We start from the raw sequence: 24881 nt of genomic DNA, 5'->3' as shown, positions 1-24881 counted from the left end.
GGATGGCCTTGTGGCTGGTGGTGGGAGTGTCAGCGCTCGTCGCCGCCCAACAGGCGCGCGACCTTGCCGCCCATCTTCAGGAAGCGCTGCATGGTGGCCGGTGGCAGGTGTTTGTAGTCGCCGTAGCTGGCGGTGAGCATTTCGAGGAACTCCAGCACCTGATCCATCTTGACCTTGGTGGCCGGTTCCAGCGCCGGGTCGTGCTCGGCCTCGAGCGCGCATTCGCGCAGCACCGTCAGGGTCGGATCGATCTCGCGCTTTTTACGCTCTTCGACGATGACGCGGAAAATTTCCCACACGTCTTGCAGCGCGACGAAGTGGTCGCGCCGGTCGCCGGCGATGTGGGTGATGCGCACCAGCCCCCAGCTTTGCAGCTCTTTAAGGCTGTTGCTGACGTTCGAGCGCGCCACGGTCAGCGTCTCGGCGATCTCCTCGGCCGGCAGCGGCTGGTTGGACAGGAACAGCAGCGCGTGGATTTGCGCCACCGTGCGGTTGACGCCCCAGCGCGTGCCCATCTCGCCCCAGTGCAGGACGTATTTCTGGATGGTCGGCGCGAGGATCATGGAAATTCCTTCATTTCTGTCGTTACAGAAATAATAGAATTCCCCGCGCCCGATGTCAAGGTGATATCGGCAGATGCCGCGACAAACCCGGGTCAGGCCAGCGCCAGCCGCCGCCCGGCCGCGCCCACGGCGCCATGCGATGCGCCACCGGCGTCGATCTTGAAGATGCTGACCGTCCGCGCCAGCTCGCCGGCCTGGTCCTGCAGCGACTGCGTGGCCGCCGCCGCCTCCTCCACCAGCGCGGCGTTTTGCTGCGTGACCTGGTCCATCTGCGCGATCGCCTGGTTGACCTGGTCGATGCCTTCGCTCTGCTCGCGGCTGGCGATGGCGATCTCGCCGACGATCTGCGTCACCTGGTGGACGTTGCCGACCAAGGTGTTCATCGTCGTGCCGGCGCGCTCGACCAGCTCGGTGCCCAGCTCGATGTTCGACACCGACTTGTCGATCAGCAGCTTGATTTCCTTGGCGGCGGCGGCCGAACGCTGCGCCAGGTTGCGCACCTCACTGGCCACCACGGCGAAGCCGCGTCCCTGTTCGCCCGCGCGGGCCGCCTCGACGGCCGCGTTAAGCGCCAGGATGTTGGTCTGGAAGGCGATGCCGTCGATCACGCCGGTGATATCGACGATCTTGCGCGACGATTCGTTGATGTCGTTCATGGTCGTCACCACCTGGTGCATCACCTCGCCGCCCTGCGCGGCCGTGCTGGAGGCGTCCTCCACCAGGGCGCGCGCGTGCTGGGCGTTTTCCGAGTTCTGCTTGACGGTGCTGGTCAGTTCCTCGATCGACGCGGCGGTCTCCTCCAGCGAGCTGGCCTGGGTCTCGGTGCGCGACGACAATTCCATATTGCCGGCGGCCAGCTCCTGCGAGCCGGTGTCGATCAGCTCGGCGCCGCGCCGCACCCGCGACACGGTCGACAGCAGATCCTGCTGCATGCGGCGGATCGCCGCCAGCAGGCGCTGGATCTCGTTGTCGCCGGATTCGTTGATGTGGGCGGTCAGATCGCCGTGCGCGACCTGGTCGAGCAGCGCCACGGCGCGCTCGAGCGGCCGCAGCACGATGGATTTGAGCAGCAGGTGCACGCCGACCACCAGCGCCAGCGCGGCAGCCAGGCCGAGCGCGACCAGCCACATGACCAATTTGTATTCGTGCGCGCCGGCGTCCATCAGCTCGTTGATTTGCTCGTCGCTGAGCTTTTGGTACTTCTCCAGCTGGGCCGAGAAGGCAGCGCCGGTCGGCGTCAGCTCCTTGGTGTTGATGGTGGTATAAGCGTCGGTGTCGTCCTTGGCCAGCGCGGCGGCGGCGCGCTCGAGCACGCGGGACTGGGCGCGGCCTGCCTCGATCAGGCCGGCTTTCAACTGCGCGTCCTGGCCAGGGTAGGCGGGCGCTTTTTCATATTTGTCGATGAAGTCCAAGGTGCGCTGGTAGGACTTTTGAGCGCTGGCCAGCGCGGAGTCGCGGTCTTCCTTGCTGCCGCCCTGCTTGACGGTGGTGTAGCCGCGCGTCAGGGCCGAGCGGGTGCGCGTCGTATCCTTGTAGGCGTCGTTGATGACGATGACTTGCGAGCCGATCTGGTGGACCGTCGCGATCGCCGCGTTGGACTGCTTCAACGCATAGATCCCCAGCCCCGCCCCGACCACCAGCATGCCCGCAAACAGCAGCAGCACACCCATCAAACTCGCCCGCACAGTCACATTGTTCATCATTTCCCCGCATTCAACGAATTACCATTGCCTATTGGCAATAGTGTGAATCCTGAATATACCAAGAAATTGACATTCAAGCGATGAAAAAAGCGTTTTACTCGCCCAGCACCGCCTCGCAGTCGGCCGGATGCGACATGTAATCGCTGAGCCAATCGTGGACCCGGTTGGCCTTGGCCGAGATCGCCGCGTCGAAGCCGCGCGCGGCCAGCAGGGCAATACCGTTGGTTTCTTTCAACACTCCCGGCGTTAGCCGCAGTTGCCCGTCCAGGCGGCCGACGCACCACGGCGCCAACGCCTCGCCCAGCAACGGCGCCAGCACCAGGTTGTGCGACGAGACGATCACCCGGCCCGACGCCGACAAGGTATGCAGCACGGCGGCGGCGGCCGATATCGATTCCAGATGGTTCGTGCCCCTAAAAATCTCGTCGATGATGAAGATCGCCGGCGCCCGATCGGCCAGCGCCAGCAGCTCTCGCGCGCGGCGCAACTCGGCGATATACAGGCTCTCGCCGCCTTCTAGGGCGTCCTCGTTCTGCATGCTGGAGTAGACCGGCAGCGACGGTGTGACGGCGGCGTCGGCGTAGGCGAAGCCGAAGGCGCGGGCCACGATCAGATTCAAGCCGACGGTGCGCAGCAAGGTGCTCTTGCCGATGCCGTTCTGGCCGGAGATGAAGGCGCCCTGCCGTTCCAGCGCAAACGACAGCGGCGCCGGCTCGGCCAGCAGCGGATGGACGGCGTTTTCCAGCGCCACGCCAGCCCCGCGCTCGGCCCAGCAATAGCGTGGCGTCTGCGCCAGATGCCGCGCCAGCGCCAGGTCGGCCTCCAGCGCCGCGACCCGCTGGAAGCTCGCGCGCAGCAGATCGAGGTTGGCGCGCACCACGTCGCGGCTCTTGAAGTAGTGGCGGATGTTCATCAGCCAGAGCCAGTCGGCGTAATCGCTCACGCCGGGGATGTGGGCGATCGGCGAACGGCCGATACCGCGATTGACCTTGCCGGCGCGGGCGGCGTCGTCGCGCAGGTCCGCCGTCAACTCGCCATCGACTTTGGACAGCAGTGTGTGCGCGCGCAGCATCTGCTGCAGCGTCTTGAGGATGCGCCCCCATTCCGACGCCGCCTCGCTGAAACGTATCTGCACCAGCGACAGCGACAACCACAGTCCCAGGCTCACGCCCCACAACGGCAGAAAGCCGCTGGACAGCGCCAACGCCGCCGACAGCAGAAACGCCACCGGCAGCCATGGCAGATACGGCGCCCAGCGCGGCGTTGGCGCCAGCGCCGCGCCGAACAAGGTCTCGCTGACTTCACGGTCGGCGCGGCGCAGGCCCTCGCAAGCCGTCAGCAGGCACGCCCGCTGTGCGCCGTCCGCCGCCAGCGTCCGCACCCGGTCGGCGGACCCCGCCAGCTGCGCGCCGCCATCGTCCGGCGCGTGCAGACGGCGGTGCAGCTCCTGCGAGGATGCTGGTGCCGCGCGCCAGTTGCGCGCTGTATTGGGGCAGCAGCATATCGTCCCAAGTCTGCGCGTCGATCGCGCCGCCGTCCCCGTCCAGCGTGCGCTGGTAAAGCGACACATCGCTGGCGACATAGGGAAAGTCGGCGATATCGTCCGCCGGCATGGCGGGAAGTAGAAACCGGGTAAGCCTGTCGATCAACGTCATTGGAAAAGGATTCAAGTGGTGACAGCGGCCCATATCGTGCCAATTAGCAAGTTATCAAGTGACGCGGACGCGGCAATGGACAACCGCGCGGACAAAAACCGGACACCCGGACAGCGGACAGACCAGCCACTCCCCAGTAAATTCAAGCACTTACGAAGTGGCACGAATCCTGCAAAGAGCTCCATATCTTTTTCTCGACGACCACCATGATCCGCGACACCTCCAGCCAAGACGCCGTCATCGCCGCCCCCAAGGGCCAAACGGCCAAGCGCCGCCTCGTCATCGCCGCCGCCTCGCTCGCCGTGCTGGCGGCGGGCTACTACCTGTTCCACACCTGGGGCGGGAGCGACCACTCGGTCAACATCTCGCGCCTGCGCATCGCCGAAGTCACGCGCGGCACCCTGATCCGCGACGCCGCCGTCAACGGCCGCATCGTCGCCGCCATCAGCCCCACCTTGTACTCGACGTCCGCCGCCACCGTCACCTTGAAAGCGGCCGCCGGCGACACCGTCAAAAAAGGCGACGTGCTGGCGGTGCTCGAATCGCCCGACCTGTCGGACGCGCTCAAACGCGAACAATCGGCCTATGCGCAGATCGAGGCCGACGTCGAGCGCCAGAAGATCCTGGCCCGCAAACAAAAGCTGCTGGCCCGGCGCGACGCCGACACCGCCGAAATCGACCGCCTGTCCGCCCAGCGCACGCTGGAGCGCTACGACGCGGTGGCCAACGACGGCATCGTCGCCAAGATCGACTACCAGAAGGCCAAGGACGCGTTGAACTCGGCCCAGATCCGCGCCCGCCACGCGGGCCAGGCGGCCGAACTGGAAAGCGACAACGTGGCGCTGGAATTGACGTCGAAAGTCAAACAGCTCGAGCAACAGCGCATGGTGCTGTCGAACGCGCAGCGCCGCGTCGACGAATTGACGGTGCGCGCGCCGGTCGACGGTTTCATCGGCACGCTGTCGGTGGCCAACCGCAGCGTGGTGCCGCTCAACACCCCCCTCATGACCCTGGTCGATTTATCCAAGCTGGAGGTCGAGCTGGAGGTGCCCGAGACCTACGTCGCCGACATCGGCCTGGGCATGAGCGCCGAGATCAACGTCGGCACCGGCACGGCCAGCGGCAAGCTGTCGGCGCTATCGCCGGAGGTGGTCAAGAACCAGGTGCTGGCGCGGGTGCGCTTCAACGGCGCCCAGCCGGCCGGCCTGCGCCAGAACCAGCGCATCACCGCGCGCCTGCTGATCGACGAAAAACCCAACACGCTGATGGTGCAGCGCGGGCCCTTCGTCGAATCCGAGGGCGGCCGCTTCGCCTATGTGGTCCGCGACGGCATCGCCATCCGCACCCCGATCAAGATGGGCGCCACCAGCGTCTCCGCAGTGGAGATCCTCGATGGCCTGAAACAAGGCGATAAGATCGTCATCGCCGGCAGCGAAACGTTCGAGAACGCCGCCCGCGTCTCGATCAACAACTAACCCCACTCGAAGGATCATCCCATGCTGCGCATGCAAAACCTGAGCAAAGTCTATCGCACCCACATGATCGAAACCCACGCGCTGCGCGGCTTCGAGATCAACGTCAAGCAGGGTGAATTCGTCACCGTCACCGGTCCGTCCGGTTCCGGCAAAACCAGCTTCCTCAACATCGCCGGCCTGCTGGAGGAATTCACCGACGGCGAGTACATCCTCGACGGCATCAACGTCAAGGGCATGGACGACAACGCCCGCTCTCGCCTGCGCAACGAGAAACTGGGCTTCATCTTCCAGGGCTTCAACCTGATACCGGACCTGTCGTTGTTCGACAACGTCGACGTGCCGCTGCGCTATCGGGGCTTCAACGCGGCCGAACGCAAGGAACGTATCGAGGACGCGCTGGCCAAGGTCGGCCTGGCCTCGCGCATGAAGCACTATCCGGCCGAACTGTCCGGCGGCCAGCAACAGCGCGTGGCGATCGCGCGCGCGCTGGCCGGCTCGCCCAAGCTGCTGCTGGCCGATGAACCGACCGGCAACCTCGATACGCAGATGGCGCGCGGCGTGATGGAACTGCTGGAGGAGATCAACGCCCAGGGCACCACCATCCTGATGGTCACCCACGATCCGGAGCTGGCGGTGCGCTCGCAGCGCAATGTCCACATCATCGACGGCCAGGTGTCGGACCTGGTGCGCAAGGCGCCGTCTTTGTTTGATGCCAACTCCAATGCCAAGGCCAGCGCCGACGGCAAATCGCATGTCGCCTAAGGGGACCAGCATGTTCCAATACTACTTCATGCTCGGCCTACGCAGCCTGCGCCGCAATCCGGCGCTGACCGCGCTGATGGTGCTCACTTTGGCCGTCGGCGTGGCCGCCAGCATCGCCACCCTGACCATCCTGCACGTGATGTCGGGCGATCCTATCCCCAGCAAGAGCGACCGCCTGTTCGTGCCGCTGATCGACAACGGCCAGCTGGAAGGCTGGTCGCCCGGCGATGAGCCCAACGACAAGCAAATCAGCTACCGCGACGCCATGAACCTGCTGGGCAGCAAAGCCGGTGAGCGCCGCACGGCGATCTACGGCATCGCCGCCGCGATCGAGCCGGCGCGCAAGGACATCGGCGTCTTCACCGCGCGCGGCATCGCCCCCACCGCCGATTTCTTCAACATGTTCGAGGCGCCCTTCCTGCACGGCCAGGGCTGGAGCCCGGCAGACGACAAGGCCGGCGCCGATGTCGTCGTGTTGAGCCGCAAGCTGTCCGAAAAACTGTACGGCGACGCCGATCCGGTCGGCCAGCGCATGACCATCTCCGGTTTCCAATACCAGATCGTCGGCGTGCTCAATACCTGGGACGTCATCCCGCGCTTCCACCGCGTCATCGGCGGCAACGACGGCGCTTTCAGCGAGGAGGAGGAGCTGTACATCCCGATCGCCACGGCGGTGCGCCACGAGATGCAACAAAACGGCAACACCAGCTGCAGCACCGACTTCGGCCCCGGCTTCCAGGCCTTCCTCGGCTCCGAATGCACGTGGATCCAGTTCTGGTTCGAGACGCGCACCGCCGGCGACCGCGCCGAGCTGCAAAGCTTCCTGGACAGCTACGCCATCGAACAGCGCAAGCTGGGACGGCTCAAGCGCAACGCCCCCAATATGCTGTACGACGTGCGCGAATGGCTCGATTACCTGAAGGTGGTCGGCAACGACAACAAGCTGTCGGCCTGGCTGGCGTTCGGCTTCCTGGTGCTCTGCCTGGTCAATACCATCGGCCTGCTGCTGGCGAAGTTCTCGGTGCGCGCCGCCGAAGTAGGCATCCGCCGCGCGCTGGGCGCCTCGCGCCGCGAGATCTTCCACCAATTCCTCATCGAGACCACCGTGGTCGGCCTGGCCGGCGGCGCGCTTGGCCTGCTGCTGGCGTTCGGCGCGCTGGCGCTGATCGCCATGCAGTCGAAGGCGCTGACACTGGTCGCCCACATGGACTGGGTCATGCTGCTGACAACCTTCGCGCTGGCGGTGCTGTCGGCCGTGCTGGCCGGCTTGCTGCCGACCTGGCGCGCCTGCCAGGTTACGCCGGCGCTGCAACTCAAATCCCAATAAGAGAATAAGAGAATCGAGCCATGGAAATCCGCCCCATCCTCTCCGCGCTGTTGCGCAACAAGACCGGCCCGATCCTGGTGGCCGTGCAGGTCGCGCTCAGCCTCGCCATCCTGGCCAACGCGCTGCACATCGTGCAGGTGCGCCAAGCCGTGTCGGCGCGCCCCAGCGGCGTCGCCAACGAACCGGACGTGTTTGCCCTGCAGGTCCGCCACCTGAAAGTCGGAGGCCACGAGGACCAACTTGCCGTGCAGCGCGCCGAGGCGGCCACCTTGCGCGCCGTCCCCGGCGTAATGTCGGTGGCTGGCGCCAACCAGGTGCCGCTGTCCCGTTCAGGCAATTACAGCAGCCTGTCGACAGACCGCAAACAGACCAAGAGCACGGCGTCGACCACCAACTACTTCACCCCCGATTCGCTGATCAAGACCTGGGGACTGAAACTGGTCGAGGGACGCGACTTCGTACCCGGCGACGTGCTGGAGATCGACGAGACCATCAGCAACGAGTTCCCCAAAACCGCCATTGTCACCCGCGCGCTGGCCGAAAAACTGTGGCCGGGCCAGAGCCGCTTTGTCGGCAAGACCCTTTATTACGGCGTTGGCAACGACTCGCGCGGGCTGCAAGTTCTCGGCGTCGTCGAGCGGCTGCAAACGCCGAACGCGGAGATCAAGGAGGGCGGGGAATTCTCGACGCTGCTGCCGCTGCGCCGCACCGGCGGCAGCGATGCCAACAACTTCACGCTGCGCGCCGAACCGGGACAGATCGATCGCGTCGTCAAGGAGGCCGAGGCGGCCGTGCGGGCCGCCTCGGCGACCCCGGTCATCGTGCGCGTCAAAACCATGACCGAAATGCGCACCGCCCGCTACCGCGCCGATAACGCGCTGGCGTGGATGCTGGTGGCCGTCAGCGTGCTGCTGCTGTTGATCACCGCCAGCGGCATCGTCGGCATGGCCAGCCTGTGGGTGACGCAGCGGCGCAAGCAGATCGGCGTGCGGCGCGCCCTTGGCGCCCGCCGTATCGACATCCTGCGCTACTTCGTCACGGAGAACGTCATGATCACCAGCGCCGGCGTGGCCGCCGGCGTGCTGCTGGCCCTGAGCCTGAACCAGCTATTGGTGAGCAAACTGGAAATGGCGCGCCTGCCGGCCGGCTACCTGCTGGCCGGCGCCGGCGTGTTCCTGGCGCTGGGCGTGGCGGCGGTGTACGGGCCGGCGTGGCGCGCCGCCACCATCTCGCCGGCGACGGCGACCCGCAGCGCGTGACGGCGGCCGGAAGATGGAGATCGCGGCACCCGGCACGGCGCGACAATGTTATGCTAACGCCATGCCTACCGTTCTAATCATCGACGACAACGCCGCCGTCGCCATCGCCCTCGAAGTGCTGTTCTCGCTGCACGACATCGACGCGGTGCGCGCCGCCTCGCCCGAAGCCGGCCTGGCGCTGCTGGCGCGCCAGCCGGTCGACCTGGTGATCCAGGACATGAACTTCAGCGCCGACACCACCTCCGGCGAGGAAGGCACGGCGCTGTTCCGCGCCATCCGCGAGCGCCACCCCGACCTGCCGGTGATCCTGCTGACCGCCTGGACCCATCTGGACGCGGCGGTCGACCTGGTCAAGGCCGGCGCCGCCGACTACCTGGCCAAGCCGTGGGACGACAACCGCCTGATCGCCACCGTCAACAACCTGATCGAACTCGGTGTGACCAAGCGCGCGCTGCACCAGCGGCTGCAAACGGAGCTGCGCCAGCGGCGCGAGCTCGAACGCGGCTACGACTTGTGCGGCATGGTGTGGCAGGACCCGGCCACCGAGCGCGTGGTGCACCTGGCCTGCCAAGTCGCGCGCGCGGACGTGCCGGTGCTGATCTCCGGCCCGAACGGCACCGGCAAGGAATGCATCGCCAACATCATCCAGGCCAATTCCTCGGTGCGCGACGGCCCGTTCGTGGTGCTCAACTGCGGCGCGCTGCCGGCCGAATTGATCGAGGCCGAGTTGTTCGGCGCCGAAGCGGGCGCCTACACCGGCGCCTCCAAGGCGCGCGAGGGCAAGTTCGAGGCGGCCGACGGCGGCACCCTGTTCCTCGACGAAATCGGCAACCTGCCGCTGGCCGGACAAATGAAGCTGCTGCGGGTGCTGGAGACGGGCCGCTTCGAGCGCCTCGGCTCCAACCGCGAACGCCAGGTCAAGGTGCGCGTGGTCAGCGCCACCAACGCCGACCTGCAGGCGATGATCAAGGCCGGCAGCTTCCGCGAGGACCTGTTCTACCGCCTCAACGTGATCGAGCTGCGGCTGCCGCCGCTGTCCGGACGTCCGGCCGACATCCTGCCGCTGGCGCGCCATTTCCTCGGCGCGCACCAGAACCTGCAATTGCATCCCTCCGCGCAGGCGGCGCTGCTGGCCCACCCGTGGCCGGGCAATGTGCGCGAACTGAAAAACGTCATGGCGCGCGCCGGCCTGCTGGCCCAGGGCGACACCATCAAGGTCGGCGACCTCGGTCTGCCGGCGGCCGCCGCGACGGCGATGGAGGAAGGCGTGCGGGAGCCGGACCGCGACGCCATCGGCCTGGCCCTGAGCCGCGCCGGCGGCGTGGTGGCGCAGGCGGCGGCGGAACTGGGCCTGTCGCGCCAGGCGCTGTACCGCCGCATGGAACGGCTGGGCATCGCCCGCTCCTGATGGCGCCCACGCCCCCTTCGAAGAACATGCCCCACAAAGGCCTGCGCCTTTCTTTGCTCACGCGCTGGACGGCGCTGATCGGCACCCTGCTCACCGTCGGCATCCTGATCGCGCTGGCCCTGACCCGCTTCTTCCCCGACAATCCAGGCGTGGTGCTGGCGGTGTGCCTGCTATGCGTGCTGCCGATCTCCATCATCACCATCCGCTCGCAGCTCGAATCCATGCTCTCGCTGTTCCGCGCGCTGACCGGCACCGTCGCCAGCTACCGCGACGGCGACTTTTCCTTCAGCCTGCACTGGCCGCAGAACGATGAACTGAGCGACCTGGTGGCCGCCCACAACGCGCTTGGCGACGTGCTGCGCCAACAGCGGCTCGACCTGGTCCAACGCGAACTGCTGCTCGACACCATGGTGCAGAACACGCCGGTGGCGATGCTGTTGGTGAGCGAATCCGGCCCGGTGGTGTATGCCAACATCGCCGCGCGCCAGCTGCTCAACGAGGGCCGCAAGCTCGAAGGCCACCGCCTCGGCGACGTGCTGGCGAAGGCCTCGCCGGCGCTGGTGGAGGCGATGGCGCGCGGCGGCGACGGCCTGTTCACCACCAAGGACGGCGGCAAGGTGGACGATATCGACGGCGAAGAGGTGTATCACCTGGCGCGCCGCAGCTTCAACCTGAATGGACGGCGCCACGAACTGCTGCTGCTGCGCCAACTGACGATGGAGCTGCGCCGGCAGGAAGTGCAGACATGGAAAAAGGTCATCCGCGTGATCAGCCACGAATTAAACAATTCGCTTGCGCCTCTGACCTCGCTGGCCCATTCGGGCGCGGAGCTGGTGCGGCGCGGCCAGACCGAGCGTCTGCCGCAAATCCTGGAAACCATCGAGGAGCGCACCCGCCACCTGGAGAGCTTCATCCTCGGCTACGCGCGCTTTGCCAAACTGCCGGCGCCCCGGCTCGAACCGCAGCATTGGCCGGCGTTCCTGGCGCGGCTGTCGCAGCAGGTGGAGTTCACGCTGGCCGGCGAGCCGCTGGCCGAAGCCTGCGCCTTCGACGCGGCGCAACTGGAGCAGGCGTTGCTCAATCTTTTGAAGAACGCCCACGAATCGGGCTCGCCTTCCGGCCAGGTCAGCCTGGAGGTGCGGCGCCTGCACGAGGCGGTGCGCATCGACGTGCTGGATCGGGGGCCCGGCATGAGCGACACCGTGCTGACCAACGCGCTGGTGCCGTTCTACTCCACCAAGCGTAGCGGCACCGGCCTTGGCCTGGCGCTGGCGCGCGAGATCGCCGAGGCCCACGGCGGGCGCATCACGCTGGCCAACCGCGACGGCGGCGGGCTGGCGGTGACCATCATCCTGCCGCTGGCCTGTTAGCCTCTCGGTAGGTCGAGCTGTTAAACTGGCGGGATGTCTTCCAAGTCCGCCCCAAAATCCGCCCCCGGCGCGATCCGCTTCGACCAGCCCGGCCATCCGCCGGCCACCATCACCGAATTCGAAGGCGTGCGCAGCCTGCACCTGGGCACTTCGTGGGTGCAGGGCGCGATGCGCCTGTCCAAGCCGGACAACATCGAGCTCGAATACGTACAAATGATGATGATGTGGCTACTGTTCAACGACAACCCGCGCCACATCGTCCAACTGGGATTGGGCAGCGCGGCGCTGACGAAATTCTGCCACCGCCGCCTGCCGCAGGCGCGCGTGACGGCCGTCGAACTCAATCCCAACGTCATCGCCATCTGCAACGCGCAATTCGGCCTGCCGTCGAACGACGAGCGCCTGAACGTGATCGAAATGAACGCGATGGATTTCGTGCTCGACCCGGCCAACCATGGCACGGTCGACGTGCTGCAGGTGGACCTGTACGACGAGGAGGCGCGCGGCCCGGTGCTCGACTCGCCCGAGTTCTACCAGGCCTGCCATGACTGCCTGCGTGACGGCGGCATCATGACCACCAACGTCTTCGGCGACTTTTCCAACTACGACAAGAATTTGCAGACGATGGAGCAGGTGTTCGACGCCGTGGTCTGGCTGCCAGAGGTCCATGACGCCAACATCGTGGTGATCGCGTTCAAGGAATCGCCGGTGATCGATTTCGCGGTGCTGTACGAGCGCGCCGGCGCCATCAAAAAAACGCTGAACCTGCCGGCCAAATCGTGGGTCAACGGTCTCAAAGGATGGATGCTGGACCAGCAGTAACGGGCCGATAAAAGCGGTGTTGAAGGACGCACCGGCTTAGCGCATTTTTCGCCTATCGATATGCAAGCGCCTTATACCGATGCAGGCGCGCCACAGTTTCGCACTGTTTTGCGGCACGTAAGTTGCGGGCCGTCGGCCAGATTACGCCACATCCCTTGACAACGCGAGCAATATTAGCAATCGTACACATTCTGCAACAAGTTGGTGCATGCCGCGTTGCGGCTCTGCGACAGCTCAAGATAGTATTTTCTCAACGACCGCTACCAGCGGCGTCCCCACAAAAAAAAGAGAGAAATACATGACAAGAGCACTGACAGTAGCACCCCGGTTCAAGCGCACGCTGCTCGCCAGCGCCATCCTGCTGCTGGTGGCCGGTCCGGGCCTGGCGCAAACCCAGGCCGCCGCCGACGAGCAGCTGGCTAAGGAGCAGCAAGTCGTCGTCCTCGGTTCGCGCACGGTCGCCAAGACGGCGCTCGACACCTCGTCGCCGGTCGGCCTGATCGGCCTGAAGGACATCCAGACGGCCGGTCCGCTGGAACTGGGCAAACTGCTGCAAACGCTGGACCCGTCGTTCAACTTCTCGAGCACTTTTGTGAGCGACGGCACCGACAGCATCCGTCCGGCCACCCTGCGCTCGCTCGGCCCCGACCAGGTGCTGGTGCTCATTAACGGCAAGCGGCGCCACCAGCAGGCGCTGGTCAACGTCCAGCAAACCGTCGGACGCGGCTCGGCCGGCACCGACATCAACGCCATTCCGCTGGCGGCGATCCAGCGCATCGAGGTGCTGCGCGACGGCGCCGCCGCCCAATACGGCTCGGACGCCATCGCCGGCGTGATCAACATCGTGCTCAAGACGCAGACCAACGAGACCTCGCTGAGCGGCACCGTCGGCACCACCTCCGAAGGCGACGGCGACCTGTACTCCGGCAGCGCCAACACCGGCTTCGCGCTGGGCCAGGACGGCGGCTTCCTGAACCTGACCGTCGAGGCGCGCAAGCGCGGCGAAACCAACCGCGCCGGCCCCGACTCGCTGCGCGCGAACCCGCCGCGCGTGACCCAGCACCTGGGCGACAGTAACACCCGCGACACCTACTTCTGGTGGAACGGCGCCATCCCGATCGACAAGGGCAGCGAGTTCTATGCCTTCGGCGGCCTGTCCAAGCGCAAGAGCGACTCGTTCGGCTTCTTCCGCTCGGCCGGCGACGACCGCACCGTGCAAGCTGTCTATCCGAACGGCTTCCTGCCGGCGATCCACACCGACATCAAGGACGCCTCGTTCGCCTTCGGTTATCGCCGCGACCTGTCCAACGACTGGAAGGCCGACATCAGCATCAACCACGGCGCCAGCGAACTGGCGTTCCACGAATCCGATAGCCTGAACACCAGCTACTGGTACGAGCCGAAACCGGGCGGCGGCATCTACGCCGAATCGCCGCGCGAGGCCGACACCGGCACCTTGAAATTCGACCAGACCACGATCAACGCCGACATCAAGGGCCCGGTCACAATTGGCGGCGCCAGCGTGTTCCTCGCCACCGGCTTCGAATACCGCCGCGACAACTACCAGATCGTCGCCGGCGATCCGGTCTCCTACCAGTACGGCCGCACCAACAACCCGGCCATCGGCATCACCACGCCGAGCGGCGCGACGGCGGCGGCGGGCATCCAAGGCTTCCCCGGCTACACGCCGGCCACCGCCGTCGATTCGGGCCGCCACAACATCGCGCTGTTCCTCGACGCCGAGCACAAGCCGCTGGAAAACCTGACCCTGGCCGGCGCCGTGCGCTTTGAAAAGTACTCGGACTTCGGCAACACCACCACCGGTAAGCTCAGCGCCCGCTACGACCCGTCCAAGACGGTCGGCTTCCGCGGCAGCGTTTCGAGCGGCTTCCGCGCGCCCAGCGTGCAGCAGCGCTTCTACAGCTCCGTGTCGACCAACCTGAATAACGGCGTGCTGACCGAAACGCTGACCGCGCGCGAAGGCAGCTCGGTCACGCAGGCCTTCGGCATCGCCCCGCTGAAAGAGGAAACCTCGACCAGCGGCAGCGTCGGCATGGTGCTGCGCCCGGCCAAGAACATGTCGCTGACGGTCGATGCGTACCAGATCAAGATCAAGGACCGCATCGTCTTCTCCAGCGAAATCGCGCCGGAGGCCGGCGGCGGCCCGATCACCAACATCCTGCGTCCGCTGGGCGTGGGCCAGGCGCAGTTCTTCACCAACGCGGTCGACACCCGCACCCGTGGCCTGGATATCGTCGCCGAGCACACCACCCGCTTCGCGGCGTCGTCGCTGGTGCTGTCGGGCCAACTGGGCTTCAACAAGACGGAGGTGAGCAAGCGCCATTCGACATCGACGGTGCTGACCGGCGAACAGCTGTTCGACCAGGCGCAGGTGACCCTGATCGAACGCGGCCAGCCGCGCAAGCACCACGTGGTGGCGGCCGACTACACGGCCGGCGCGTGGAACGTCAACACCCGCGCCAACTACTATGGCGAAGTGCAGGCGCAAAGCTTCAGCCCCCTGCACACGTGGGACGCGAAATGGCTGGTCGACGCATCGGTGCGCTATGGCTTCACCAAGCGCACCTTCCTCAGCGTCGGCGTGAACAACATGTTCAACGAGCTGCCGTCGGAATGGACCAACGGCGGCGACTTCCCGAAACTGGGCTTCACCCGCTGCTGGGAAACCTGCCCGATCGGCGTGAACGGCCGCTCGATGTACATCCGCATGGATACCGCGTTTTAATCTGTTAGCGTGAACGGTTGGCGGCAAACGCCGCAAGGTGCACGATCGCCGCCAACCGCTTCACCAAGTCATCCATCTGCTCGGCCGGCACCTGCGCGTAGCCGAGCATCAAACCCCGCCATCCCGACGTCCCCTGCGCATCGTACATATCATGCCGGCTCAATGCGTTGACCACGATCCCGTGCTCCAATGCCTGCGCACTCACCGCCACATCGTCCATCGATTCGTCCCTGAAACGCAGCGCCAGATGCATGCCTGCCGATCCGCCGTGCACCGTCGCCACGGCCCCCATATGCCGCTCCAGCGACGCCACCAGCGCGTCGCGCCGCTGACGATACAGCCTGCGCATGCGCCGCACATGCAGCGCGAACTGCCCGCTGCGTAGAAACTCCGCCAACGCCAACTGCTCCGCCACCCGTCCACTCGCATGCGATTGCGCCCGCATCAGCGCGAACGCCGCCTCCAGCGCCGGCGGCACCACCACAAAGGCGATCCGCAGCGATGGGAACATGGTCTTGCTGAACGTCCCCAGATACACCACCGGCGCATCCGGCGCCAGGCCCTGCATGGCGGACAACGGCGCGCCGTCGTGCCGGAACTCGCTATCGTAGTCGTCCTCGATGATCAACGCCCCGGCGCCGCGCGCCGCCTCGATCAGCGCCAAACGGCGGCGCAAACTGAGAACGCTGCCCACCGGGTACTGGTGCGACGGCGTCGTATAGATCAGGCGTGGAGGCCGCAGCAACGAGTCCTCCGGCGTCGGCGCGATGCCGTCGTCGTCCACCTCGATCCCCGCCACATTCAAGCCGGCGCCGCGCGACGCCGCCAGCGCGCCGCCATAGCCCGGACTCTCGATCCAGATCGTGTCGCCCGCGTCGGCCAGCGCGCGCATGCACAGCTCCAGGCTACTCTGCGTGCCATCGGTGATGAACACCTGGCCGGCATCGCAGACCACCCCGCGCGACGCGCGCAGATGGTCGGCGATGGCCTCGCGCAGCAGCGGCTCGCCGGCCGGGTCGCCGTAGTTCAGCTGCGGCACCGTCAGCGAGCGCCATGCGCGTTCCAGCATGCGGCGCCACAAGGTCAACGGAAAATGGTCGAGCGCCGGCACGCCCGGAACGAAGGCGCCCATCCTCTCGGGCGGTCCAGGCAAATGCCGCAGTCCCCGCGCGCGTTGCGACAGCCCCGCTTGCGCCAACGCTTGCGGCGACGGCGACGGCTTGCGGTCCGCCGCGATCGCCGCCACCACGGTGCCGCGCCGGTCGGTGGTGACGAAGCCTTCGCTGGCCAATTGCTCGTACGCGTACAGCACCGTGTTGCGTGCCAGTCCGAGTTCCTCGGCCAGCGCGCGGGAAGCGGCAAGGCGCGTGCCGGCGGCCAGTGTGCCGTTGCGGATCGCCGCGCGCAGGCACTCGTGCAGCATGCGCTGGCGCGGCCAGCCCCGGTGGCTGTGCTGCGCCGCGTAGCCGGTGATCAGCAGGGACATATCCATTTTTGATCCATTCGTGGCTCCATTAAATCTAATATTTCTGGACCTGTTTTCAGGGCCAGCAAACCATTATATTGATATTTCACTCATTTTGGATGGAGATCATGACCGCAGCAGCCAACCCCGCGCAGCAAGCCGCCGCCACCGCGCCGAGCGACCGCACCCGCGTGCGCCGTAGCGCCGAGAAGGCGCAGTACGACGCAGCCACCCTGCACGCCATCATCGACGACGCCTACCTGTGCCACATCGCCTTTAGCGACGCCAAAGGCTCGCACTGCATTCCCACCGCCTGCTGGCGCGAGGACGGGCATTTGTACATCCACGGCTCCAATGGCAGCCGCATGCTCAAGCGCCTGGTGGAAAGCGAGACCTGCGTGACGATCACGCATCTGGACGGCCTGGTGCTGGCGCGATCGGCGTTCAGCCATACGATGAACTACCGCTCGGCGATGATCTATGGGCGCTTCGAAGTGGTGACCGACGAAGGCGAGCGCCATCGCACGCTGGAAGCGTTCATGGAAAAGCTGGCGCCGGGGCGACAGGCGCAGGTCCGCCCGGGCAACGACAAGGAGTACGCTGCCACGACGATCATGCGCATCCCGCTGGACGAGGCGGCGTGCAAGGTGCGTAGCGGCGGTCCGAGTGACGACGAGGAAGACATGGCATGGCCGGTTTGGGCCGGCGTGCTGCCGTGGGCGCGCACCCCGATGGCGCCGCAACGCCATGCCGACTGCACTATCGAGGCGCCGGATTATGTCCTGAAGTGGGAAGCTGGTACGACAGTTTAAAATTTCACGGGGAGACACGTAGGGCGGATTAGGCGGAACGCCGTAATCCGCCATCTATGCGCCGCCGACGGAGCTTGGCGGATTACGCTACGCTAATCCGCCCTACGTGGTTCCGCGTCAGCTTTGGGGTCCCGGTACCACAGCATCAGCATGCAGAAGGCGAACAGCAGCGCGAACGGCGTGGGCGACAGCGGGCGCTCCGCCGTTTCAGTCACGCCTGCGGCCTGCGCACGCGCCGCATACAGCGCGGTCGCCTCACGCCGCAATGAACGCTGCCACAGCGGCCAATCGTCTGCAGCATACACGTACGCCATCCCCGGTGCCGGCATGCCGGCGGCGCTGAAACGCGTCCAACCCGCGCGCTGCGGCCACCACGCCGCACACCTTCCATCGGCCTTGTCGCCACGCGCCTGCAACGACAACTCGGGCCCACCCTCGACCCGCAGCGAAGCCCCCGCATCCGCGCCCTGGACGCATACCTCGCTGCGCAAACCCGTCACCGGCATCGCGTCGGACAACCGCCACTCTGTCTTTCGCACACCCGCCAACACCATGCGGTCCATGGCGTCCTGCCACCACAGCGTCAACGCCTGCGGCGCGCTGATCGCGTAACGATGCCACTCCGAGACGCCAACCCAGATCACCCGTCCCTGACGCAATTCGCGCTGCCAGAGCCACGGCCGCTTGCCACTGTCCCATGCCAGCACCGACCACTGCCCGCCACCGCGATCGTCAGGATTCAACGTCGCTGGCGGCATGGCCAACGAAACACCCGCGACACTGAACTGGCGCTGGTCTTCCTTTTCCGTCGTCGGCGATTGCGGCTGAAGGCGCAAGCCCAGCTCCCGTTGCCAGAATCCGGCATCGGCCGCATTCGCCCCCAGGACCACCAGCGGTACGCCCTGCCCCGTGGCGGCCAGCAGCGCGGCGCGGGCGGATGGCGCCAGCCTTTCCACATACGCGGCATCCACAAAAACGGCGTTCGGCGCGGTGAGCGGCTCCCGCGCAGTCTCACTGCGGGCGATAGCCTTACCCAGCGTGACGCTCCAATCGACGATCGCGCCGCTGTCGGACAACAGCCGGTTCAACGCGCGCGCGTCGAACGACGCCGCATCGAAACGCCCCTGAATCTGCAACGGCACGGCCTCGGTCACCTGAAGCGGCACCGGTCCCTCGGCAATCGTTTTACCTTTGCCATCCAGCAGGCGCGCACGCAGCACCATCGCCTCGGCCACTGGCGGCAACCATTGAACGGTCAACTGCGAGGCGGGTGCGGTGCCCGCCGCAATGGCGCCGGAATCGGCCAGCACCTGTTTATTCTCAGCCAACAGCTGCAAGCGCCACCCGGCCGGCGCATGCGGCCGGCGGACGGTCAGCGTGAAAATGCGCCCCAACGGCATCGCGCGCGGGAAGTCGATCGACAGCAGATCCGCCTGAACCGGTTTCCACTGGAGCGGCCGCGCGGGCAAATCACGCCACTCGGCTTCGCGCAATCCATCGCCGCTCAGGGCGATGACGGCGGCATCGCGCATGGCGCGCGACGTCGCGTCGTCGATGCGCCCGCTGGCATCCGTGACCACCGCCAATGCGTCTCGTCCTTTGGACGGCAGGCGAATGTCCGCCAGCGCGATCGCCAACGCCGCCGCACCAACCGCCACCAACAGCGCATTGATCCAGCGCCGTCCGCGTGCGAAAAGAACGGCGCTAACGACACCGGCGGCCAGCGCCAACCCGGAAACAGCCAACGTGCCGGCATCGACCGTGGCGAGATTCATGATGGAGACCACCGCGCCGCTCATCGCGCCTGCTCCTTGCCACGCCACGCCTGCGCGAACGGGCTATCGACCGTGGGGCGCGCCTGCAGCAGCACGGGCGCGTCGGTCAACGTGCCGCGCAGCCAGGCGCGCAGTTCGGCGCGGCACGGCACGCAGCCGTCCCTCACGTCCTGCACGGCGCGCTGCGCGCTTAGCTTCTGCTCTTGATCGGCAATGCGGGCCGCGATGGTGTCGCGGGCGGACTTGCTCCACAGCGCCGGCAACGCGCCATCCGCCGACAACGCCTGCACCAGTTCCCGCACCTCGGCTGGCACGCTGTCGCTGGCGGCCCCCTGCGCGCGCTTGTAGCTCATCGCGCCGACGATATCTCCGCTCATGCGCTTCTCTTCCTTCAATGCAGGCGGCACGAAGGCGGTGCGGTGCAGATACACCCGCTCCGCCGCCTGCAGCTCCTTGATCGCTTCCAGCGCCTTGTACTCGGGCGCAAGCGCGGGCTTGGGCGAGATCGCGCGCAGCGATTTTTCGGCATCCCACATCGCCGACAACGCGCGCTTGAGCACCGCCTTGGTCTGCGGGTCGAAGATGGTGGCGTTGTCCTCCTGATCGTGGACGTGCCCGAATTGATGCATCGCCGCTACCTCGCTGCCCATCCCGGCGGAGCCGCCGTGGTGCTCAGGCGCGGAATGGCCGCCTTCTTTATGTTCATCCTCTTTATGATCATCCTCCTCGTGCGTATCTTCCTTATGCCCTGCGCCGCCATGTCCGTGCTCGTCGCCGAACAAGCTCGATTCCTCGCCGAGGAATTGACCGTAGCGCAGCCGCAGCGCGGCCTGGTCGGCGGCGATGCCTTCGCTGCGGGAGCGCAGCGTGGCGGCCGGCATCTTCGGATTGGCCTGCATATCGGCGACCAGCTGTTCGGTATCGATGATGATCTGGCGCTGGCTGCGCAGATTCTCCGGCTTGACCATGGAAGGCAACGCGGTCGAATCCAAGCTCTCTGCGTCGGGACCGGGCAGGCGCAGCGTGTAGGTCGGCGATTGCATGGTGTGTGGCGTGTCCGGCGCGTTATCGGTGGCGCGAACGAAGAAATACAGCTCGTCGCCCGGCTCCATCCCCAGTTCCGCCAGCGTCCATTGCTTTTTCCAGCCGCGCGACTTGGGGTCGGCCGATTTCGGCAGCGGTACTTCGCGGTCCGTGAAGCGGACGTTCTCGCCGCTGCCGCGCGCCAGCGTCATATGCAAGCTGGCACGCGATATCGCGTAGTCGTCTGTCGCCAGAACGGATAGCTGCACGGCTTTCACATTCTTCGGCAGCAGATGTATCAACTCCGTCGGTTCGATGATCGTCACTTGCGGTGGCTGGTCAGGCGTGACGCGAATGTTGTAGCGGGTGCCGGCCGCACCGCGCGTACGCCAGAATAACGAGTCCTCGATGCGCCTGGTCGCGCAATCGGCCGTGATCGACAGCGCTTGCCCATCCCCCAACTCCACCACCGGTTGCGCGCCGACGGGTTTTCGCACGCACCAGCGCACCTCGGAATATTGGGGAATCTGGATGTCGCGGGCGGCGGTTTCGAATCCGGCGACGCCCGTGTAGGCCGGCGGCGCAACACGCAAATACACCTCGCCATCGGCAATGGGCTTGTTGGCACTGGCGGCGGCCGCCGGCATTCCGGCTCTAACGGGCTTCGCTTGAAAGCCCCATGCCGCGCCGGCGGCGATCAAGCTCGCGACCAGCGGCACGAAGCCGAATCGCACGCGGGTGCGGGCAATGCGGCGATAGTCGTCGCCCGTCAGCACCTGGGCCAAACGGGATTGCAGGCGTTGCTGCTGCAAACGCGCGATCGGTGTCTTGGCCTCGGCGGCCAATAGCGTGCTGCTGTCTTCCAGCGCGGGGATGGCGGCGTTCAGCCACGAGGTCCATTGGTCCGCGATCCGCCGGTGCAAGCGGTAGATGTCGGCAGCGAGCCAAATCACCCATATGGCGATGGCCGCCAGCGCGATTGCCCCGGCGGCGGGCAGCAAGATGGCGACAAGCGCCAGTGGCGCCAGCGCGGCCAGCCATTGCGGCAAACGACGGCGCAGGACGGCGGCCCACAGGCGGCGGCGCAGGAATTCAGTTTCGCCGTGCATGGGCAAGTATCCGTTCCAGTAAAAACAACGCGAGTAAAACGTAGGCCAGCCAGGTCGCGGGCCTGGCATCGATGACCGCGGAAGACGGGCTACGCGTCGTCACCATGGCTTGCGACGGCATCGGATACGCCGGCGCAGCAGCGGCACCCAGCGACTGCCAGGTTTCGTAAAGGGTGCGCGCGGTATCGGCGTCGCGCGGCGGAAAAGCTTCCGATGTCCAAAGGCGGCCGCGCGGACTGTCCGCATACTTCAACGTCAGGCTATTGATGGTGATCGCTGCCGAATTTTTCAGCTCGGGAAAAGCCGCAGCTTGCGCGGATGCGGTGGAAATCCACCAATGTGGTGCGCGCCAGGCAGGTGGCGGCGCCTCACCCGGCCGGTCCCAGACAACAAGCCCGGCGCCGGCATCCGGCGCGGCGGATATGACATAACGGTTGCTGCCGTCTCCCGCCTTATCGAATGCCGCGAACAGCGAGCGCCAGGCGGCACCGGCGCCCGAGGCGACGGACAACACCACTGGGTGACGCACAACCGCCGGCAGGGCGGCTCGGGTCGCGGCAGGCATCGTGCGCACTTCCACCTCATGGCCGAATTGCGGCATCCGCGCAGGCATGGCGATCTGCCCGGCGCGCGCGACGATCAACAGTTTGGCATCCGGTCGCCAGTCCCGCTCATGCCGGCGCAGCCACTGCAACGCATCCGGCGGCAGATCGACGCGTGGCGCACCCGTGAAACCGGCGCTGCCGATTGCGCGCTCCGCCCATGCCTTGTCCGCGCCAGCGTCGAGCAGCACCGTGTTGCCACGCCATGGAATGATGGTGGCGGCCAGCCAGGCGATCAGCGCCAGCAACAACAGACAACGCACCAGCAGCAGGATGCGGTCGCGCCATTGCCAGACCCGTAGCTGCTCCGGCGCGGCGACAGGCAGAAAGCGCGCGGTCGCCAGTGGTTCGGCCTTTAAACGCTGCCGCTTCTGGCGATGCCACCATATCGGCAACAGCAATACCGGCAGCGCGAACCACCAGAACGCATAAGAACTCAGCATCGGCTATCCACCAAGGTTCCAATCTTCATTTCGCGCGCGCTCCCGCCAGCCGCAGCCAGCTACGCAACACCGCGACCAATTCCTGCTCGATGCACGCCTCGAAATGGACGATATTGTTTTGCCGGCAGCTGCCCGCCACGCCGTCGAAGTGCGCGCGGCTTTGCCGCTTGTAGCTATCGCGGTCCCGATTGCTCATGCGGTGCAGGCCGTCGCTCTGTTCAGGATCGCGGTAGCCGGCGCCGGACTTGAAACCGGCATCGACTTCCGCCCGCGTGCGCAGGGTGAGCAAACGCACGTCATGCCGCAGTTTGCGCAACCGCAGCAGCGCCTCGCTCAATGGGGACGGCCAATCGAGGAAATCGCTGGCGGCGAAAATAAGACTCGGCGACCGCGCGAAATGCAGGTTCGCCTTCAGCACCTCGGCGCTGGGCAAGCCGCCCTCGGGACGAGCCTTCGACAGTTGCGCCAGCACGCGCTGCAACTGGCGCGGACCACGCGTAGCCTGCGTGAACTCGATCTTTCCACCGCTGCAGACCACCAGCCCGAAGGCGTCGCCCTGCCGCTGTGCGATCGCCGCCACGCAAGCCAGCACGGTGCGGGCGAACCACAGCTTATCGACGCCGTCGATCTCGCGGCTCGGCTCCGCCATCGAGGCGGTGGCATCGAGCCACAGCCAAGTGGCGACATGGCTGTCGCGCTCCGCCTCGCGCACATAGTAACGGTCCGCGCGCGCCAGCAGCTTCCAGTCGACCCGGCGCCACTCGTCGCCCGGCGCATAGGCGCGGTACTCGGAAAACTCGACACCGGCGCCGCGTTCGCGGCCGGCGTGCAGGCCGTGACCGAGACCCGCCAGCACGTGACGAATGACCAGTTCAAGATCCTTGGTCCGCACCATCATCGTGGTCATGGCGGCGTCGGCCGGCTTTGGGTTCGCTTGCATCAGTCCGGACGAATATGCTCGCGCAGGGCCAGCAGGATGTCGGCGATCGCCACGCCATCGGCTTCCGCCTCGAAGTTGCGGATCACACGGTGGGCCAGCACCGGCAGCAGCATCTCGCCGATATCCTCGCGCGTGACAGCCAACCGGTTGTGCATCAGCGCGCGCGCTTTCGACGCCAGCACCAGCGCCTGCCCGGCGCGCGGCCCGGCGCCCCAGCCGACATGCTTCTTCACCGCCGGCACCGTGGTCAGCGCGGGCCGGGTGGCGCGCACCAGCCGCGTCGCATACGCCAGCAGATGGTCGCCGATCTCGATGTCGCGCACCAGCTGCTGGAGGCGCAGCAAGGTCGCCACGTCCATCACCGGCTCGGCGTCTTTGAGGCCGGCGTTGGTGGTGGCCGACACCATCATGATCTCTTCCGCCTCGGTCGGATAGACCACGTCGATGCGCAGCAGGAAGCGGTCCAGTTGCGCTTCCGGCAGCGGATAGGTGCCGGCTTGCTCGATCGGATTTTGCGTCGCGAGCACGAAGAAGGGCTTTGGCAGCACGTGCGTCTGGCCGGCGAAGGTCACGCTGCGCTCCTGCATGGCCTCCAGCAAGGCAGATTGCGTCTTCGGCGGCGCGCGGTTGATCTCGTCGGCCAGCAGCACCTGCGTGAACACCGGGCCTTGCTGGAAACGGAACTCGCGCTTGCGCGTGGCGTGATCCTCTTCCAGTATCTCGGTGCCGACGATATCGGACGGCATCAGGTCCGGCGTGAACTGCACGCGGTGGAACTCCATCTCGGTCGCCTGCGACAGCGACTTGACCAGCAGCGTCTTGCCCAGTCCCGGCACACCCTCGACCAGCGCGTGGCCGCCGGCCAGCAGGCAAATGATCAGCGAATCGATCACGTTCTCCTGGCCGATGATCACCTTCGACATGCTCGCCTTCAGCGCCGCCACCTTGGCGCTCAACGCGCCGATCTCACTTTCACTCCAGGCGATTGCGCCCATCTTTAAGCTCCCAACGCGTATTGAATGATATTGACCGCAAAGCGGGTGTTGTCGATGGCGAGAAAACGCTTGTTGCGGAAGTCGTAATCCCACTCGCACCCGTAGTCCTTGTTGCTGTACAAAAGCCGCACGCGGCCGCCGGCTTCCACCGCCTTCAGATAGTCGTGCACCAGATCGTCGCCCCAGCCGTTCAGCTCCACGCTGGTGTTGGGCGGGCCGTCGAACTTGAAGAAACTCGAATACACCGGATGGTTGTTCGGGATCTTCTGCAAGGCCCTCTTGCCGAAGATACTGGCGATCTCGCCCTCGAAGGACTTGGCGAACAGGCCGTCGATGTCGTGATTGCAGTCGTCGACAAACAGAAACCCGCCACCCTTGATGTAGCGTTCCAGGTTCTTGCGTTCGGCCGCCGTGAACTGCACCAGCTTATGGCCGGCGAAATAGCAGAACGGCGCCTCCAGCATCTTGGGATCGGACAGCGCGACGATGCGCTCGACGGGATCGACCCGCAGGGTCGTATACTCGACCAGCGAATTGAGCACGTTGCTCGGCATGCGGACGTCCACATCCCAGTCGCCCGACTCGTAAGTCAGGCGGGTGAAGTAGAAATCGTAGTTGGCCACGCGC

Annotated in this window: 19 protein-coding genes; 9 read left to right on the top strand and 10 right to left on the bottom strand. The window is 66.1% G+C overall.

All coding sequences use genetic code 11. The features are described 5' to 3' along the window. Window positions 1-29 precede the first annotated feature (29 nt). The 3 genes from NHH73_03710 to NHH73_03700 form a co-directional block, all read right to left on the bottom strand. Window positions 30-563: a GbsR/MarR family transcriptional regulator gene (locus NHH73_03710; GenBank protein USX27417.1), complete on the bottom strand. Its 534-nt coding sequence runs from the start codon at window positions 561-563 to the stop codon at window positions 30-32. Between the two features lie 92 nt (window positions 564-655). After that, on the bottom strand, window positions 656-2263 hold the full coding sequence (locus NHH73_03705; GenBank protein USX27416.1) for a methyl-accepting chemotaxis protein: 1608 nt from the start codon (window positions 2261-2263) through the stop codon (window positions 656-658). Between the two features lie 97 nt (window positions 2264-2360). Further along, window positions 2361-3836: a DNA mismatch repair protein MutS gene (locus tag NHH73_03700; protein USX27415.1), complete on the bottom strand. Its 1476-nt coding sequence runs from the start codon at window positions 3834-3836 to the stop codon at window positions 2361-2363. A gap of 291 nt (window positions 3837-4127) precedes the next feature. Between NHH73_03700 and NHH73_03695 the strand changes: the two genes are divergently transcribed. The 8 genes from NHH73_03695 (at window position 4128) to NHH73_03660 (ending at window position 15090) form a co-directional block, all read left to right on the top strand. Further along, window positions 4128-5396: an efflux RND transporter periplasmic adaptor subunit gene (locus NHH73_03695; GenBank protein ID USX27414.1), complete on the top strand. Its 1269-nt coding sequence runs from the start codon at window positions 4128-4130 to the stop codon at window positions 5394-5396. A gap of 21 nt (window positions 5397-5417) precedes the next feature. Beyond that, on the top strand, window positions 5418-6158 hold the full coding sequence (locus NHH73_03690) for an ABC transporter ATP-binding protein (GenBank protein USX27413.1): 741 nt from the start codon (window positions 5418-5420) through the stop codon (window positions 6156-6158). Between the two features lie 10 nt (window positions 6159-6168). Continuing rightward, entirely contained in the window at window positions 6169-7485 is a 1317-nt protein-coding gene (locus NHH73_03685; protein ID USX27412.1) for an ABC transporter permease, read from the top strand. A gap of 20 nt (window positions 7486-7505) precedes the next feature. Continuing rightward, window positions 7506-8744 carry an FtsX-like permease family protein gene (locus NHH73_03680; protein USX27411.1) on the top strand — a complete coding sequence of 413 codons (1239 nt, stop codon included), beginning with the start codon at window positions 7506-7508 and terminating at the stop codon, window positions 8742-8744. Between the two features lie 61 nt (window positions 8745-8805). Further along, window positions 8806-10152: a sigma-54 dependent transcriptional regulator gene (locus NHH73_03675; protein ID USX27410.1), complete on the top strand. Its 1347-nt coding sequence runs from the start codon at window positions 8806-8808 to the stop codon at window positions 10150-10152. 26 nt (window positions 10153-10178) lie between these two features. Then, window positions 10179-11522, top strand: coding sequence for an ATP-binding protein (locus NHH73_03670; protein ID USX27409.1), 1344 nt, complete (start codon window positions 10179-10181; stop codon window positions 11520-11522). Window positions 11523-11555: 33 nt separating this feature from the next. Continuing rightward, window positions 11556-12344 (top strand): methyltransferase domain-containing protein, encoded by a 789-nt coding sequence (locus NHH73_03665; protein ID USX27408.1) that lies wholly within the window; start codon window positions 11556-11558, stop codon window positions 12342-12344. Between the two features lie 298 nt (window positions 12345-12642). Continuing rightward, window positions 12643-15090 (top strand): TonB-dependent receptor, encoded by a 2448-nt coding sequence (locus NHH73_03660; protein ID USX27407.1) that lies wholly within the window; start codon window positions 12643-12645, stop codon window positions 15088-15090. A 4-nt stretch (window positions 15091-15094) separates the two neighbouring features. On the opposite strand, the gene NHH73_03655 is transcribed toward NHH73_03660, so the two are convergent. Continuing rightward, window positions 15095-16582, bottom strand: a complete 1488-nt coding sequence (locus NHH73_03655) for a PLP-dependent aminotransferase family protein (protein ID USX27406.1) — start codon at window positions 16580-16582, stop codon at window positions 15095-15097. A gap of 92 nt (window positions 16583-16674) precedes the next feature. On the opposite strand from NHH73_03655, the gene NHH73_03650 reads away from it, so the two are divergent. Continuing rightward, window positions 16675-17367 carry a pyridoxamine 5'-phosphate oxidase family protein gene (locus NHH73_03650; GenBank protein ID USX27405.1) on the top strand — a complete coding sequence of 231 codons (693 nt, stop codon included), beginning with the start codon at window positions 16675-16677 and terminating at the stop codon, window positions 17365-17367. A 92-nt stretch (window positions 17368-17459) separates the two neighbouring features. On the opposite strand, the gene NHH73_03645 is transcribed toward NHH73_03650, so the two are convergent. Genes NHH73_03645 through NHH73_03620 form a run of 6 tightly spaced genes read right to left on the bottom strand, consistent with a single transcriptional unit; the run spans window position 17460 to window position 24877 of the window. Further along, the gene (locus tag NHH73_03645) at window positions 17460-19166 is read right to left on the bottom strand and encodes a hypothetical protein (protein USX27404.1); all 1707 of its coding nucleotides are present in this window, start codon (window positions 19164-19166) and stop codon (window positions 17460-17462) included. Further along, the gene (locus tag NHH73_03640; protein USX27403.1) at window positions 19163-21274 is read right to left on the bottom strand and encodes a DUF4175 family protein; all 2112 of its coding nucleotides are present in this window, start codon (window positions 21272-21274) and stop codon (window positions 19163-19165) included. The genes NHH73_03645 and NHH73_03640 overlap by 4 nt, the downstream gene beginning before the upstream one ends. After that, window positions 21258-22319 (bottom strand): hypothetical protein, encoded by a 1062-nt coding sequence (locus NHH73_03635; protein USX27402.1) that lies wholly within the window; start codon window positions 22317-22319, stop codon window positions 21258-21260. Before NHH73_03635 ends, NHH73_03640 begins: the two co-directional genes overlap by 17 nt. Before the next feature lie 25 nt (window positions 22320-22344). Next, window positions 22345-23259 (bottom strand): DUF58 domain-containing protein, encoded by a 915-nt coding sequence (locus NHH73_03630; protein USX27401.1) that lies wholly within the window; start codon window positions 23257-23259, stop codon window positions 22345-22347. After that, window positions 23259-24254: a MoxR family ATPase gene (locus tag NHH73_03625; GenBank protein ID USX27400.1), complete on the bottom strand. Its 996-nt coding sequence runs from the start codon at window positions 24252-24254 to the stop codon at window positions 23259-23261. The genes NHH73_03630 and NHH73_03625 overlap by 1 nt, the downstream gene beginning before the upstream one ends. Before the next feature lie 2 nt (window positions 24255-24256). Then, window positions 24257-24877 carry a DUF4159 domain-containing protein gene (locus NHH73_03620; protein USX27399.1) on the bottom strand — a complete coding sequence of 207 codons (621 nt, stop codon included), beginning with the start codon at window positions 24875-24877 and terminating at the stop codon, window positions 24257-24259. Window positions 24878-24881: the final 4 nt, after the last annotated feature.

It is taken from the genome of Oxalobacteraceae bacterium OTU3CINTB1 (genome assembly GCA_024123955.1).
In the GTDB taxonomy this organism is placed as follows: domain Bacteria; phylum Pseudomonadota; class Gammaproteobacteria; order Burkholderiales; family Burkholderiaceae_D; genus Rugamonas.
Note: the sequence above shows the minus strand (reverse complement) of the source record. Positions and strands in the feature narration are given on the sequence as shown.